Below are 12,935 nucleotides of genomic sequence, written 5' to 3'. Positions count from 1 at the left end.
AGAGGGCAGGTATGCGGGGCGTACTGCTCGCTGAGCGGTTTCGGATCAGGAATCGCCTTGGCGCGGGCGGCATGGGCGAGGTCTGGTCCGCCCAAGACGAGCGGATGAAACGTGCGGTAGCAGTCAAACTCGTCCATGCGCTGCCTCGCATCGACGAGGCGGAAACTCAGGCCAGGTTCCAGCGCGAAGTGCAGCTGACAGGGCGGCTCTCCCACCAGAACATCGTCACGGTTCATGACTGGGGTGAAGTGCCGGTCAGGGGGCACCAGACGCTTTACCTCGTAATGGAACTCATCCCTGGTGTCTCCCTCCGCCAGCAGCTCAAGGAGTCCACGCCTCCCTGGCCGATCGCCGTCGGTTGGGCCGCACAGATTGCCCAGGCGCTGCATGTCGCGCATGGCCAGGGCGTCGTCCATCGGGACATCAAGCCAGCTAACGTACTTCTCACACCCGAAGGAACGGCCAAGGTTCTGGACTTCGGTGTCGCGAAGTTCATAGGCGACACCATGAGCGTCCATGCGCTCACTGCCACCGGCGCCACGCTGGGTTCCCCGCCGTATATGTCTCCGGAACAGGCCGAAGGCGTCCAGGAGATCGACCATCGGAGCGACCTCTACTCCTTGGGCTGTCTCCTCTACGAGGCAGTGACCGGCCGCCCGCCCTTCACTGGCACCAGCCCCGTGGCAGTGCTCCGCATGCACCTGGACGAAACTCCGATCGAGCCGCGTGATCTCGTCAAGGACCTCCCCGAACCGCTGAACGACCTCATAATGAGCCTGCTCGCCAAACGGCCCGAGGCCCGCCCGCTGGACGCAGCTGCCGTTCACGACACTCTGAGCACACTGTTAATCGATCACGCCACCCGGCTACCTGGTGGCAATCTGCTGGACGTCGTCCAGCTGGGGCATGCCGACTCCCTCGCCGCACGGGTCCTCAAGAAGTCTTGGCAGGTCTGGCTGCGGACACGGAAGGACAGCGAGGCCAAGGTGGAGGAAGCCGAAGCCCTCTTCGCGGAGGCCGACGCCTACTTCGAGGACACTCGCGCCAAGGCTGCACAGGCAGCCGCCAAGTTCGAGGCTCACCTCGCCAAACGTCGCGAGCAGGCCAAGCAGGCTGACCGCGACCTGGCTACCCGGCAGATCGTGGCCGATCAGCGTCTGGCCGAGATCGAGACTCGCGCTGCGCGACTCTACGCGGAGGCTGAGGAGTCGCGTGCTGATGCCGAGCGCCAAGCTCAGCGAATCGTGGAAAATGCCCGGCGGCAGGCCGAAGACATCGTCGCCGCCGCCAATTCTGAGGCCCTCCAGATCCGTATCGATGCCACGCGTGAGCACACGGTCCGTACCAGCCATTCCACGAAGAGCACAACGAATTCGCCCTTCGGCTTCGAGCTAGTGCGGCGGGGCTACGACTGCGGGCAGGTAAACGACTACATCACCAGACTCGTTGCCGCACGCGATCATGCGCTGAGCCAAATCGCCAAACTGGAAGAGCTCATCGCAAAGCTGGGACAGGATGGCGGCCGGGCCGCGGATGCGCGGCGCCGGGTCACAGACATCATTGCCGAGGTCCATGCTCGTGAGCATCGAGTCGCAGCCCCTGGTTTTGAGTTAGTGCGGCGGGGCTATGACCGCACACAAGTAGACGACTACATCACCAGACTCATTGCCGCACGCGGCCGCGCGCAGGTCCGTATCGCTGATCTTGCAAGGCGAATCGAGGAGCGGCCCTCGTCACCACAAATGTGATCATCCAGTGGGTTGGAGCAGCCTTCGACTTTGCCTCAATAGCTCGGGGACACTGGCAACATCCTCGCTCGATCCCTGCAAGGGATCTCGGACATCGCCCAAGCCGGTCATGGACCGTCGTAGACCCAAGCATGGCCGGTCTGGCGATACTGCTCCACGGGGATGGGTGCGACACCTCTACTCATACGTGCCGTGTACAACAGTCCGTCGAGGTGGTCGATCTCGTGGTGCACAAGGCGGGCGAGGCCGCGTTCGTACACGGTAGTCACGGTCTCACCGGCCAGGGCCGTGGTCTCGACCGTGATCTTCAGGGGACGGGGTACGAGGCCGCGGACGTCGAAGAAGCTCAAGCAGCCTTCGTACTGCTCGTCCAACTGGTTGGAGCAGGTGATGATCCGCGGGTTGAGCAAAACTATGGCGGCGGCGTGACCAGGCGGCTGGACAATAGCGGCGGCGCGTCCAATGCCGATCTGCGGGGCGGCGATTCCCATGCCCTTGGCGAAGGGGTGGACTTGGCCGATTCGCGCCATGGCGGCGAACAACTCGTCCACGACGTGCTCGGCCACGTCTCGCTCGGCGGGCAGGTCGAAGCCGCGGGCCGGTTCGGCGAGGATGCCGGCGCCGCGCTGGACGACCCCGAGGTCTCGCATCTGCTGACTGGGCCGCACGTCAATCACCTGAACTCCCCTTGATCTGTGTCGTGTTCGGGCTGTGCCCGGAACCGCCATTCCAGACGGTACCGAGCGTGCAGGGCGGGTGTGGTCGTGATCCACGCGAATTGCCGTAGGTCGCCGTCGTCGCTGCGTACAGGAGGGGTGCGTAGAGGGGTGGCTTCGGCGGTCATGGAGGTCTCGGTGCCCCACACCGCCGGGTCGAGGTCGGCGGGGAAGACGAGCTGCACTTCGAGTTGCTCGGTGGGGAGGCGTACGGCCCTCTGGAACCAGTTGCCCCACTTGTCGTCGCCGACGGTGTAGGCGTACTCGATCCACACGGACTCGCCGGGGTAGAGGGGGAAGCGGCCGTGTTCGTTGTCGAAGAGCAGCCAGACCTCCTTGAAGGCGTCGCGGTCGTGCTTGGCCTGCCAGCGCATCGTCTCGCCCCGGCAGGTGGCGGTGAGGTCGAGTTCATCCCAGGTCAGCGGGTGTGCTCGGTAGTGGGCGTTCGACCGCTCGGGGTCACCGGGGTAGCGGTCGACCGAGATGCGGATCAGGTAGCGAGTCACCGGCTCCTCGCCTGTGTTCCGCAGCAGCCGCCGCATCGTGAGCCGGTAGCAGCGACCGTCGTACTGGAGCCGGGCGGCGTCATGCTCGACGACGAGGGCGGAGCCGGTCGCGTACGGCTGCTCGGGCCTGCGCGGAGGCGGCGTGGCTGCGGGAGGACGCCGGGCCTGCCCCTCCCTGGCCTTGGCCTGCTCGTAGTCGCACCATCGTCGCCAGATCGCCTTCCCTGCGTTCAGGGCCTCGTCGGCGAGCCGGGCGAACTCCTCACGGGGCCGGTGGCGGCCGGATTCCACGTGGCTGACGTACGACGGGTCGAAGCCCATGGCCTGCGCTAAGGCCCGCTTGGACATGCCGCGCACTTCCCGCCACCGCGCGACCTCTGCCGCGAAGTTCTCGGCCGCCCGTTCAACGGTGATCTCGTCTTCCTGCGCGTCCATCGAAGCCCCGCCCCGCGTCCTCGTTGGTGAGCATGAATGAACCGTGAGTGATCCCAGTTCATCATCCCGTCACGGCTCGCGTCGCCGGTTTCCTTCCCTCACCGACCCGGATCGACCCTTCCGGGCAGATGAGGGAGGCGACGCATCATGCGCGTGCTGTACCTGCTCAACATCTCCAACCCTGACCGGCTGTCCGCGGATTCGGGATGGATCTTCGCGGACCTTCTCGCCCCCGCTCTGGCCGATGCCGGTGCCGAGGTGACCGTCGCGGCTCCGGCTGCGGCCGGGGACGCCCGCTGCGGCTTCCACCAGACGAAGGTGCCGGGGACGAAGTACCGCGCCCGCTTCTCCGCGGACATCGACGAACTGGTGGCGCTGATCCGCGCCGAGAAGCCGGATACCGTCGTGGCCAACCAGATCGAGGAGGCCCCGGCGATCCGCACGGCCCTGTTGGAAGCCGGGTCGGACGCGTTGCTGGCCGGCTACTGCCACTACCTGCCGTTCTCCTTCAGCGGTGGTGGTCAGCTCCTGCTCGATCCGTCGCTAAACGACGTGGGGCTGGGGCGCCCGGTGCTGCTGGCGTTCGCCGCCGGGCTGGCGGCCTGTGACCGGGTGATGGTCCACTCCTCGACGGCTGCCTCATGGGTGTCGGCCGCCGCCGCCCGCACGACGGTGGACATGGGGGACCGGTTGCGAGTGGTCCCCGCGCCGCGTGACGAGCGGCTGGTTCGCGACCCAGCTGCGGTCCAACGTCGGCAGGGCGCTGCGGCGATCGGGGTCTACAACCACAGGCTCTACGCGCACTACGGGACCGAGCGGTTCGTGCACCTGGCCCGCGATCTGGTGGCCTCCGGTGCGGTGCATCTCCAGGTCATGGACCTGTTCGGCCGGCGCCGGCCGGCTCGTACGGGACTGGACGACAGCCCCGAGCGGATGCGCGACGAGCTCGCCGCCCTGCCGCACGTCAAGGTCGTCTCCGACCGGGGTGACCGCGTCCGCTACAGGAATCTGCTGGCCGACGCCCGCTTCGGCATCGCCCCGTTCAGGCCCAGCTGCCCGTGGTCCATGAGCGTGATCGACTGCCAGGGCATGGGCCTGCCGGTCATCGCCCCGCGCCTGGGCTGGCTCGCCGAGCACATCGACCCCGAGCTGTGCTTCACCACTCCGGCCGAGGCCGTTGCCTTGGCCGAACGCCTGGCCACGGACGACGAGTTCCACGCCGTGCACGCCAAGCGCGCTCACACCTCCACTGCCGACTTCGCTCCCGCCCTGGTCGCCGGCCGCTACTTGGAGGCCCTCTCGTGACCGAATTCGATGCGGTCTTCCTCTCCTACGACGAGCCGATGGCCGACCGCCTGCACTCCCGGCTTCAGCGGACCCTCGGCGGCACGGTCAAGCGTCTGCACGGCGTGCACGGGATGCGCCGGGCCTACCGGCTGTGCGCCGAGGTCGTCGACCGCGAGCAGTTCTTCCTCGCCGATGGCGACTTCGCCATCGACACCGGATTCGCCCCGGCTGCCGTCGAGCCGCTGGGCGAGGGCGTGTCCATGCGGGTATGGCGGGCGATCAATCCCGTCAACGGCCTGACCTACGGCTACGGCGGGCTGAAGCTGATCCGCCGCAGTGCCCTGCGCGAGATGGGCGAGGCGGTGGATGTGCTGGCCGCGCTGCCCGGCCGTGTCGAGTTCGCCGAACAGTCCGCGGGTGTCACTCGGTTCAATCAGAGCCCTTTCCATGCCTGGAAGGCCGGCTTCCGCGAGTGCGGGATGCTCGCTCGCGGCAGTGAGTACGGCATGGCGGACGAGGACGCCCGCCACCGGGTAGCGGCGTGGATCAACAGCCGGGATGGGGAGTTCGCCACCTACGCCACGGCAGGGGCCCGTGAGGGCGTCGCCTTCGCTCGCGCGGCTGCCCACGATCCGAAGGTTTTCGACCACCTCAACGATCCGTCCTGGCTGCGGAGCAGGTTCGCCGACGCCCACGGGGATCAGGCCGTGGCCGGATGACCAGCGGCCCCCTTGTACTCATCGAGCCGTACGCCGACCGCTTGGGCGGGCACCATCAGCGCACGCTGGTGGCACTCGCCCAGGTTCGGCCCGGCAGCCTGGTCATCGCTCCGAACGGGATCGCCCGTGACGCGGTCGCAGCCCTGCGCGAGGCAGGCGCCCGGCTGGTGACCACACCGACTGGGCGCTTGGCGACCGTGCTGCTGGCCGCCTCCCGGCTCGCGGCCAGGCTCTCGGCAATCGGGCAGCGGGTCTTCTGCTCGCGCCGCTGGCCGCGCCATCTGCGGCGACAGCCGCACCAGGTCACCCTGGTGGCTCGCTGCCTGACCGAAGCATCCGCCCTGCGGACCGCCCGCCACCTGGAACCCGGCGCCGAGGCGGTGGTGATCATGACCGCGAGCGAGGCCCTGCACGGGGCCGCCGCCCTCCTCAGCGGCCAGCCGCACCTGCGGTTCGTCCACGAGCAGGTCACCACCGAGGACGCGGCCGTGCGGCTGCTCGGCCGGCTCACCCGCCGAGGCGAGGGGCGGACTGTCGCGGTGTACCCGACTCAGGCCGTCGCTGATCAGTGCGCCGCGGCCTTCCCTGAGCTGCCCGGAGTGGTGAGGGCCTTCGCGGTCGACGACAGCCGCCGCCTGACCGCCGCCGAACGCGAGGGCAGCCGGGCGGCCTTCGACATCCCCGCCGCCGAAGCCGTGGTGTGCCTGATGGGCGGCTGGTGGCCATACAAGGACATCGCCACCGTCAATGCTGCACTGATCCGCCTGACCGAGCCGCTACATCTGGTGGTCACAGGCCAGCCGCTCGACGCAGCCGTACTGGAACGGTGGCGGGACCTGCCTAATCTTCACCTGCATATCGTGGTCGGCCCCGTCGCGGAAAGCGTGCTGCGGCTGGTGTACGGCGCCGCCGACGCTGCCCTGGTCGCCCGACATGCGGGTGTCGGCAAAGAATCCGGGCTCGTGATGGATGCCGCCCGCCTTGGCGTCCCCCTGATCGTCTCCGACCACGACCCGCATCTCACTGCCCGCCTACGCGGCCAACCCTGGGCCCTGACCTTCCCCGCCGGCGACCCGGACAGTCTCGCCAACGCTCTGCACGCCGTGATCCGCCAGCCACCCGCACGGCCCGGACCCGAGGCGCCGGGGCTGCTGGGGATGTGGACCGCCACCGAGCAAGCCGACTTCCTCGTCCGGACCTTCGCCTCGCTGCGTACGAAGGAGTCCCGATGCTGACCACGCCTCCCGCTCTGATCGCCGTCATCGGTCCCGTCGAGCCACCTTTGCTGACCGCCTGGATCCGCCACTACCAGCGGCTGGGCATCGAGCGAATCCTGCTCGCCTTCCACTTTCCCGATCACGTCCCCGACGCCCGTCGGCATGAACTCCAGTCCGCCAGCCGCGAGCTGGGCATCATCCCCACCGGCACCAGCACGGGCCCGTGGCACGAGCACACCAACACCCAGCTCCGCGACGCTCTTCGCCACAAGGCCGGACCGGGCTGGCATCTGCTCGCCGACGCCGACGAGTTCCATCAGTACCCCGCCCCTCTCCCGGAGGTCATCACCCAGGCCGAGAGGTCCGGCCACCGCGTGGTCGGTGGGCTGATGCTCGACCGCGTGGCCGCGGGCGGACATCTGGCCGGTTGGGGCCCCGAAGACGGACTCGACCTCGCCTATCCCCTCGGAGGCCACCTCACCCACCGGCTCCTGCACGGCGACCCACGAAAGATCGTCCTTGCCCGCCACGACGTCACCGTGGCCTCCGGCAACCACCGGGCACCCGGTCACCGGCCGGACACCGACCGCATCTGCGCAGTGCACCACTTCAAGTGGCGCTCGGGCATCCTGGACGACCTCCGTCGCCGGGTCGACCACTTCACCTCCGGCACCTGGCAGGAACAGACCCCAGCCGTCCGAGACGAGGCCCGCCGCCTGCTCGCCCACGTAGGCCAGCACCGCGGCGTGATCAACACCAGCGATCCGCGGTTCGCCTTCCGCCGGGTCAGCCTGGACCGGATGCCCTCCAGCTGGCCCGCCGAGGCCCACAGCATCTTCACCACCTGGCGGCCGTACACGCACACCGGCCAGGATTAGAGAGAATGCCCAGGCTCGCGGATACGTCGCGGAAGGGATGACCACGTGCCCCTCGCCGTTCTTCTGGTCGGCCTGACCGGCTCCGGGAAGACCACCGTCGCCAAGGCTCTGGCCGACCACGGCTACATCCGGTTGTCCGTGGACGAGGAGGTGCACCGCCTCCACGGCCGGTACGGCGTGGACTATCCCGAGCACACCTACTTCGAGCGCGAACGCCCTGTCGTCGAGGCGACCCGGGAGCGCTTCATCAAGGAGATCGAGGCCGGTCACGACGTCGTCCTCGACCATGGGCTGTGGCGCCGTAGCGAGCGCGACGCCTGGAGGCAAGCCGCCCGTGAAGCGGGCGGCCACCCCCTCGTCGTCTACCTCCCCGCCGACCGGGAGGAACTGCTCCGGCGCCTCACCGAGCGCAACCAACGTGAGGACGCCAATGCCCTCACCGTGACACCCGAAGCACTCGACGACTTCTTCGCCCGCTTCGACCCACCGGCCGAAGACGAAGAGGTGATCGTCTACACCGGCGATCTGGACGAGCTCGTGGCCGCGCTGTCCTCGGCCAGGTCGAGCTGAAGAGGCAGGCCGTGTTCGTCATCGACGTCGGCGGCGATCCGCGAGCTGTTCGCCCATCGCCGCGGGTGCGGGCTGTGGTGTGGGCGTGGTGCGTGCGGTAGGTGCGGTGCGGCGGGTGCTGCTGGCGCGGGCGGCCTGTGCGCGCCTGTTCGGCTGGGCGGTGATGCGCCAGTTGAGGACTTCGGCGGGCCGTTCGGCGGTGTCGAGTTCTCGGTGGGCGGCCACTTCGGCCAGGAGGTGGCGGGGGCGGTGGCCGGCGGTCTCGGCGCGGGCGAGGGTGGTGGCCAGGGCGGGCCAGGCGGGGTCGGCGAGGATGCGGTCGGCGTGGTCGGGGACAGCTGCCCGCACGTCTGCCTCGAATCGCCGGGCTGTGTCAGGGCGGGGCGCACGGCGGGTGAGGTCCGCCAGGACCGGCTCGGCCGCTTGGCGGTAGCTGTCCTGCAGGTGGTGGACGGTTTGTTCGGCTGCGGCGGCTTGCTGCTCGTGGCCCCGCTGTGCGTGCCACTTGGCGGCGGCGCGGGCCACGTGCAGGGCCGCGAAGACCACAGCGATGGCCAGGCCGCCGGGAAGGTTGGGGGCGTAGGCGAGTTCCTTGGCGGCTCGGCGCAGTTCGGTGGCGGCTTGGTGGTCGGCCCGGATTGCCGAGCGGCGGGCGCGGTTGAACGCCTGGGCTGCCGCTTGTAGTTGCTCCTGGTGCGGGCCGGGTGTGGCGCGGGCGAGGTTGTGCAGGGTGTCACCGAAGGCTTCCAGGTGCCCTTGGGCCACGGCATCGTCGCCCGCATCGAGAACCGTGCGAGCCGTGCGCACGGCGGATTCGGTACGGCGCCACGAGTCGGCCGGGTCCGCCACCTGCTGGGGTCGGTCGGCCACCTCCTGGGTGGGGAGGCGTTCGGTCAGGCGGTTGTAGGACAGGTCGGGGGCGAGTTTGGAGCCGCCGTACCAGATGGTGTCGCCGGGTGCGGCCAGGCTGTAGCCGTCCACTTCGCCGGTCTTGGCGCTGATGCGCGGCTTGACCTGGATGCCGAGCGAGCCCAGCACGGTGAAGTACTCGTCGATGCTGCGTACGGAGGCGGCGACCGCGTACGCCTGCTCGCGCAGCCACTCCCGCGCGGTCACGTCCTGCCCCTGGCGCTCAGCCTTGGCCCGCTCTGCCCCGGTCGGCGTGCGGGGAGCGGTGAGGTCACCGGACTTCAGGCGGCGCAGCCCGAACTCGGCCTCGATCTTGCGGCATTCCTTCTGGGCCCGCCAGCCGTCCCGGTTCGTCCGAGGCCGGCGGCCGTCGGCGCGGACGGTGGTGGCCAGGATGTGGATGTGGTCATCCGCGTGCCGTACCGCGATCCATCGGCAGGCTTTCTCGTCGCCTTCAGGGGCGATGCCGGTGGCGTCGACGACGCGGCGGGCGACCTCGGCCCACTCGGCATCGGTCAGGTAGCGATCACCGGGTGCGGTTCGTACCGGGCAGTGCCACACGTGCTGCGGTGGCTTCTTGCCGAGTTCGCGGGTGCGCAGGTCGACGTGGTGGTCGAGGCGCTTGGCGAGCTGGGTGTAGGTGACCTCGGGGTCGCGGCCGGGGTCGGGGGCGCCGGCCATGTCCCAGGCGGCCACGATGTGAGGGTCGGTGTGCTCGTCGCGCCGGCCCTTGCCGAAGAGATAGTTGATCAGTCCGCGGGTGTCGGAGCCGGTGGAGACGTCAGGCACCATGAGCGGCCCCTTCCTCTATGAGCTGGTCCATCAGCCGGTAACTGGCCTCGGCGGCCTGCTCGATGTGGTCGAGGACGCCCTCCGTGCGCTCGGGTATCGCACCGGAGTGGATGGCGCCCGTGATCTGGTTGAGGTTGGTGCCGATCCGGTTCAGCGCCTTGGTGTGCGCCTCGATGGCTTCCACCAGAGGGCGGATGGGGTCGTCCTCTGGGCTGCCGGCCATGTTCGCCTTGCCGAGCGCTACCGCGAGCGCGGCGTCGCCGACGAACCCGGCGAACGTCAGACGGCGCCGCTCGGCTGCCTCATCAATGATGCGAACCGCAGTCGGGGTGAAGCGGATCTTCTTCTCCCGGTCGCGGTTCTCGGTGGTGCGCTTGCGGTTCATCCGCGCGGGCAGTGCCGGGGCGTCGGGGTCACGCCACGAGAGCTGCTCGACAGGCGGTTCGGTGTGCGAGGTGGCGGAGTCAGCGACGGGGTGCTCGGCGGTCTCGACGGCGGTCATGGCGCTGGTCTCGCCCACCCCTGCTTCAGGCTCGGGTGCCCGCTGGCGCCCGGCCCCCTCGTCTTCCGCCACCTCTGGGGCGGGGGCAAGCGCGGACGAAGCCCCTTTAGGGGCTCGTTCGCTCCAGCTTGCTGCTGTTCGTCGCCCCAGGCCGAACCATCCCCGGCGGCGGTGCGGAGGGGTGCTGTCAGTGGGGTTGTCGTGCATGGTGGTGCTCCAGTGGCAATGGGGGGGTGGGGCTGTGTCACGTCCGTTGCATGCGTCGCATGCCTGGTCAGGACAGGTACGGACACGAGCCCAGGTACGGAGAAGTGCGTCCCGGCGAGAAAGTCCGTCCCCGCGCTGACCTGCGCGGGGACGGTTGCGACGCAGTGCTACGGACTACGCCCCTGGTGGGATCAGAGAGTTCGCTTCGGCCCGGCGGGACCGGCTAGCGGGCCGACGGGCAGCGAACCCGCCGGGGCGGCAGGCGCCTTGCCCTGGGCCGGACGGGCAGGCGCACCGCCGTATGCGGGCTCGGGTGTCGCCTCGGTGAGGTGGGGGCAGTGGCGGGCCCAGGCGTCCAGGAACCGGTTGCGTGTGTACGCCTTGGCCTGCCTGCCGCCCGCGAAGCGGTAGTTTGCTGGACGGATGTCGAAGTCCCGCAGCAGGAAGCCCAGGTGGTGGGCGTTCAGTCCCTTATTGCCGTGCTCCGCCCACGGGGCATCGGCGTCCTGGATCAGAGCGGCGACCAGGTCCTGGCTGGACAGGACCTCGGGATTGTTCGCCCGCTCGAAGATGCGGTGGATGTCGCGCAGCAGCCGCACCTTCACGTTGGTCTGCTCGTCCTGGACCGCCTCGAAGCGGGTCATGGCCACGCACGCGGCACGGGCCTGGGCAGGCCAGTGACCGCCGGCCAGGTCGGCGATGATGACCAGCGGCTCCCAGGTATCCGCCGCCCGGTCCTCCGCCGGCATCTGCGGCACCATACGGGCCGCCGTGCTCCGCAGCGGCCCTAGCCAGGCGGCCAGCCGGCCGCGCAGCGCGTTGAGTTCAGGTGCTGCGTACCGCGAGCGGAACGGGGCGACCTTCTCGCCGGGCTTGCGCTTTTGTATCCGCAGCACGACCGACCGGTCTGTGATGGTGTCGGGCAGGTCACCGATCCCCGCGATCGCGGCCATCGCGAAGGTGGGGAACGGGGTGGGCTTGTGTTCCGGACCGGAGATTCGCCAGGCGGGCCGGTTGCGCTGATGGCCCGCGTTCAGCAGACCGCGCAGGATCTCGCTGTCGCCACTTGCCTTGGGGCCGAAGATGGTGTCCGCCTCGTCCACCAGCAAGGTGGGCGGGATCTTGCCGATGGTGCGGAAGACGACCGCCGGAGAGGTGTTCACCGTCATCATCGGGTCGTGGACGGTCTCGTAGAGCACGTCCAGCACGCGGGACTTGCCGCACCCCTTGGTCGCACTTATCACCGCTAGGCGGGGCGCGTGCTGCAGAGCGGTCTGGATGTGCGTGGCCGCAACCCACAGAGTGACCGCGGTCAGCGCCTCCTGGCTGGGCAGCACCACGTACTTGCCGATCGCCGCCCGCAACTCATCCAGCAGCACCGCCCCGCCACCAGCTGCCTTGACGCCGGCACCTTCATGGTCCCCGATGCCCGATCCCTCATCGGGGACCGAGGCGTTGTGCTGCACGGTCTCCTCCACGGGACCGCCGGTCCCCAGCGACTGCCGCGGATCAGGCTCACGGTCCCCGTTGCGGTCCCCTGGTGCAACGCCCGCATCTTGGGGAGCGGTCCCCGTTTTCGCGCCGCTGTCCTGCACGTTTCCAGCGGACGTGGAGATCGGGACCGCGGCTATCGGGGACCGGGAACCGGGCACATTGCGGGGACGGTCCCCCGCCGCCGCGTCAGCGGCACGCTGGTTCCCGCGCGCTTCCACGCCCGCCGATCGCTTCGCACCTTCCGGTGCAGGGGACCGTGTATCCGCCTGGTCCCCGCGACGCTGGGGGATGCCCTGGCCGGGGATTGCGGCCGTGGGCCAGATCGTGGGGGATGTGTCCGTGGTGTTGGGGGACATAGAGTCCTCCATAGACGTTCCTCTCTGGCAAGGGGCAGGACGGGCTAGGTCCCGCCCCTTGCAGGCTCGTTCGTTCAGGGATGGGTGCTGTGCAGGGGAATCTCCGGCCCTCGGCGTTGGCGCGCCGAGGGCCGCGCTGCTCCGGCGCCGGCTATGCCGTGAGGTCGTACGCGGACTGGGCAGTAAGCCACTCGTCCACCTCCGCCCAGCGGTAGCGGAGGTGTCGGCCGACCTTGAGGGCGTTCGGGCCGATCCGGCGATGGCGCCACTGGTAGAGGGTCTTCACCGGCACGCCGAGGTAGACCGCGACCTCCTCCGGCGTGGCCAGCGGCGCACGGCCCGCACCACCGGCTTCGGTTGACGGGCGGGGGTTTCGGGGCATGGGGCTCCTTCACGGGAATTGCGGGATGGACAAGACAGCCACAGGTTGTCTGCGGCGTCCAGCGGCATTGTGCGGAAATTCCACGGCCGCACCAAACGGCCCTTCGCCGAGTGGGACCAAAACCGTAAACCCGAATCCCCGGTTGCCGAAATCACGCCGGGAAGCGAGGGGCTCTGCCCGATTTCTTCCCGGATCATCTCCACCCCGCGGGGCATGC

General features: G+C 69.2%; 12 protein-coding genes. 6 read left to right on the top strand and 6 right to left on the bottom strand.

Annotated elements, in window-relative coordinates:
- Positions 1 to 11 precede the first annotated feature (11 nt).
- Positions 12 to 1,748, top strand: a complete 1,737-nt coding sequence (locus JNO44_RS22885) for a protein kinase domain-containing protein (RefSeq protein WP_205365896.1) — start codon at positions 12 to 14, stop codon at positions 1,746 to 1,748.
- A gap of 107 nt (positions 1,749 to 1,855) precedes the next feature.
- Here the strand turns inward: JNO44_RS22885 and JNO44_RS22880 are convergent, their stop codons facing one another.
- A complete protein-coding gene (locus JNO44_RS22880) occupies positions 1,856 to 2,425 on the bottom strand; it encodes a peptide deformylase (protein ID WP_205365895.1) in 570 nt (189 codons plus the stop codon).
- Positions 2,422 to 3,405, bottom strand: coding sequence for a helix-turn-helix domain-containing protein (locus JNO44_RS22875; protein ID WP_205365894.1), 984 nt, complete (start codon positions 3,403 to 3,405; stop codon positions 2,422 to 2,424). Before JNO44_RS22875 ends, JNO44_RS22880 begins: the two co-directional genes overlap by 4 nt.
- Before the next feature lie 147 nt (positions 3,406 to 3,552).
- On the opposite strand from JNO44_RS22875, the gene JNO44_RS22870 reads away from it, so the two are divergent.
- Genes JNO44_RS22870 through JNO44_RS22850 form a run of 5 tightly spaced genes read left to right on the top strand, consistent with a single transcriptional unit; the run spans position 3,553 to position 8,076 of the window.
- A complete protein-coding gene (locus JNO44_RS22870; protein WP_205365893.1) occupies positions 3,553 to 4,710 on the top strand; it encodes a glycosyltransferase in 1,158 nt (385 codons plus the stop codon).
- Positions 4,707 to 5,411, top strand: coding sequence for a hypothetical protein (locus JNO44_RS22865; protein ID WP_205365892.1), 705 nt, complete (start codon positions 4,707 to 4,709; stop codon positions 5,409 to 5,411). Before JNO44_RS22870 ends, JNO44_RS22865 begins: the two co-directional genes overlap by 4 nt.
- On the top strand, positions 5,408 to 6,646 hold the full coding sequence (locus JNO44_RS22860; protein WP_205365891.1) for a glycosyltransferase: 1,239 nt from the start codon (positions 5,408 to 5,410) through the stop codon (positions 6,644 to 6,646). Before JNO44_RS22865 ends, JNO44_RS22860 begins: the two co-directional genes overlap by 4 nt.
- Positions 6,640 to 7,506 carry a glycosyltransferase family 2 protein gene (locus JNO44_RS22855; protein ID WP_205365890.1) on the top strand — a complete coding sequence of 289 codons (867 nt, stop codon included), beginning with the start codon at positions 6,640 to 6,642 and terminating at the stop codon, positions 7,504 to 7,506. The genes JNO44_RS22860 and JNO44_RS22855 overlap by 7 nt, the downstream gene beginning before the upstream one ends.
- Positions 7,507 to 7,551: 45 nt before the next feature.
- On the top strand, positions 7,552 to 8,076 hold the full coding sequence (locus tag JNO44_RS22850; protein ID WP_205365889.1) for a P-loop nucleotide/nucleoside kinase family protein: 525 nt from the start codon (positions 7,552 to 7,554) through the stop codon (positions 8,074 to 8,076).
- A gap of 18 nt (positions 8,077 to 8,094) precedes the next feature.
- On the opposite strand, the gene JNO44_RS22845 is transcribed toward JNO44_RS22850, so the two are convergent.
- The 4 genes from JNO44_RS22845 to JNO44_RS22830 all read right to left on the bottom strand — a co-directional run bounded on the left by JNO44_RS22845 (position 8,095) and on the right by JNO44_RS22830 (position 12,718).
- On the bottom strand, positions 8,095 to 9,777 hold the full coding sequence (locus JNO44_RS22845) for a relaxase/mobilization nuclease domain-containing protein (RefSeq protein WP_205365888.1): 1,683 nt from the start codon (positions 9,775 to 9,777) through the stop codon (positions 8,095 to 8,097).
- Positions 9,767 to 10,279, bottom strand: a complete 513-nt coding sequence (locus tag JNO44_RS22840) for a hypothetical protein (protein WP_420882752.1) — start codon at positions 10,277 to 10,279, stop codon at positions 9,767 to 9,769. The genes JNO44_RS22845 and JNO44_RS22840 overlap by 11 nt, the downstream gene beginning before the upstream one ends.
- Positions 10,280 to 10,677: 398 nt before the next feature.
- Entirely contained in the window at positions 10,678 to 11,952 is a 1,275-nt protein-coding gene (locus JNO44_RS22835) for a DUF3631 domain-containing protein (protein WP_205365886.1), read from the bottom strand.
- A gap of 535 nt (positions 11,953 to 12,487) precedes the next feature.
- On the bottom strand, positions 12,488 to 12,718 hold the full coding sequence (locus JNO44_RS22830; RefSeq protein ID WP_205365885.1) for a helix-turn-helix domain-containing protein: 231 nt from the start codon (positions 12,716 to 12,718) through the stop codon (positions 12,488 to 12,490).
- Positions 12,719 to 12,935: the final 217 nt, after the last annotated feature.

Origin of the sequence: Streptomyces noursei (genome assembly GCF_016917755.1) — a bacterium.
In the GTDB taxonomy this organism is placed as follows: domain Bacteria; phylum Actinomycetota; class Actinomycetes; order Streptomycetales; family Streptomycetaceae; genus Streptomyces; species Streptomyces yunnanensis.
Note: the sequence above shows the minus strand (reverse complement) of the source record. Positions and strands in the feature narration are given on the sequence as shown.

Excerpts from the sequence above, each read along its gene's own strand:
- JNO44_RS22885 (WP_205365896.1), top strand. The coding sequence starts at position 12 with ATGCGGGGCGTACTGCTCGCTGAGCGGTTTCGGATCAGGAATCGCCTT.
- JNO44_RS22875 (WP_205365894.1), bottom strand. The coding sequence starts at position 3,405 with ATGGACGCGCAGGAAGACGAGATCACCGTTGAACGGGCGGCCGAGAAC.
- JNO44_RS22870 (WP_205365893.1), top strand. The coding sequence starts at position 3,553 with ATGCGCGTGCTGTACCTGCTCAACATCTCCAACCCTGACCGGCTGTCC.
- JNO44_RS22860 (WP_205365891.1), top strand. The coding sequence starts at position 5,408 with ATGACCAGCGGCCCCCTTGTACTCATCGAGCCGTACGCCGACCGCTTG.
- JNO44_RS22855 (WP_205365890.1), top strand. The coding sequence starts at position 6,640 with ATGCTGACCACGCCTCCCGCTCTGATCGCCGTCATCGGTCCCGTCGAG.
- JNO44_RS22845 (WP_205365888.1), bottom strand. The coding sequence starts at position 9,777 with ATGGTGCCTGACGTCTCCACCGGCTCCGACACCCGCGGACTGATCAAC.
- JNO44_RS22840 (WP_420882752.1), bottom strand. The coding sequence starts at position 10,279 with ATGACCGCCGTCGAGACCGCCGAGCACCCCGTCGCTGACTCCGCCACC.
- JNO44_RS22830 (WP_205365885.1), bottom strand. The coding sequence starts at position 12,718 with ATGCCCCGAAACCCCCGCCCGTCAACCGAAGCCGGTGGTGCGGGCCGT.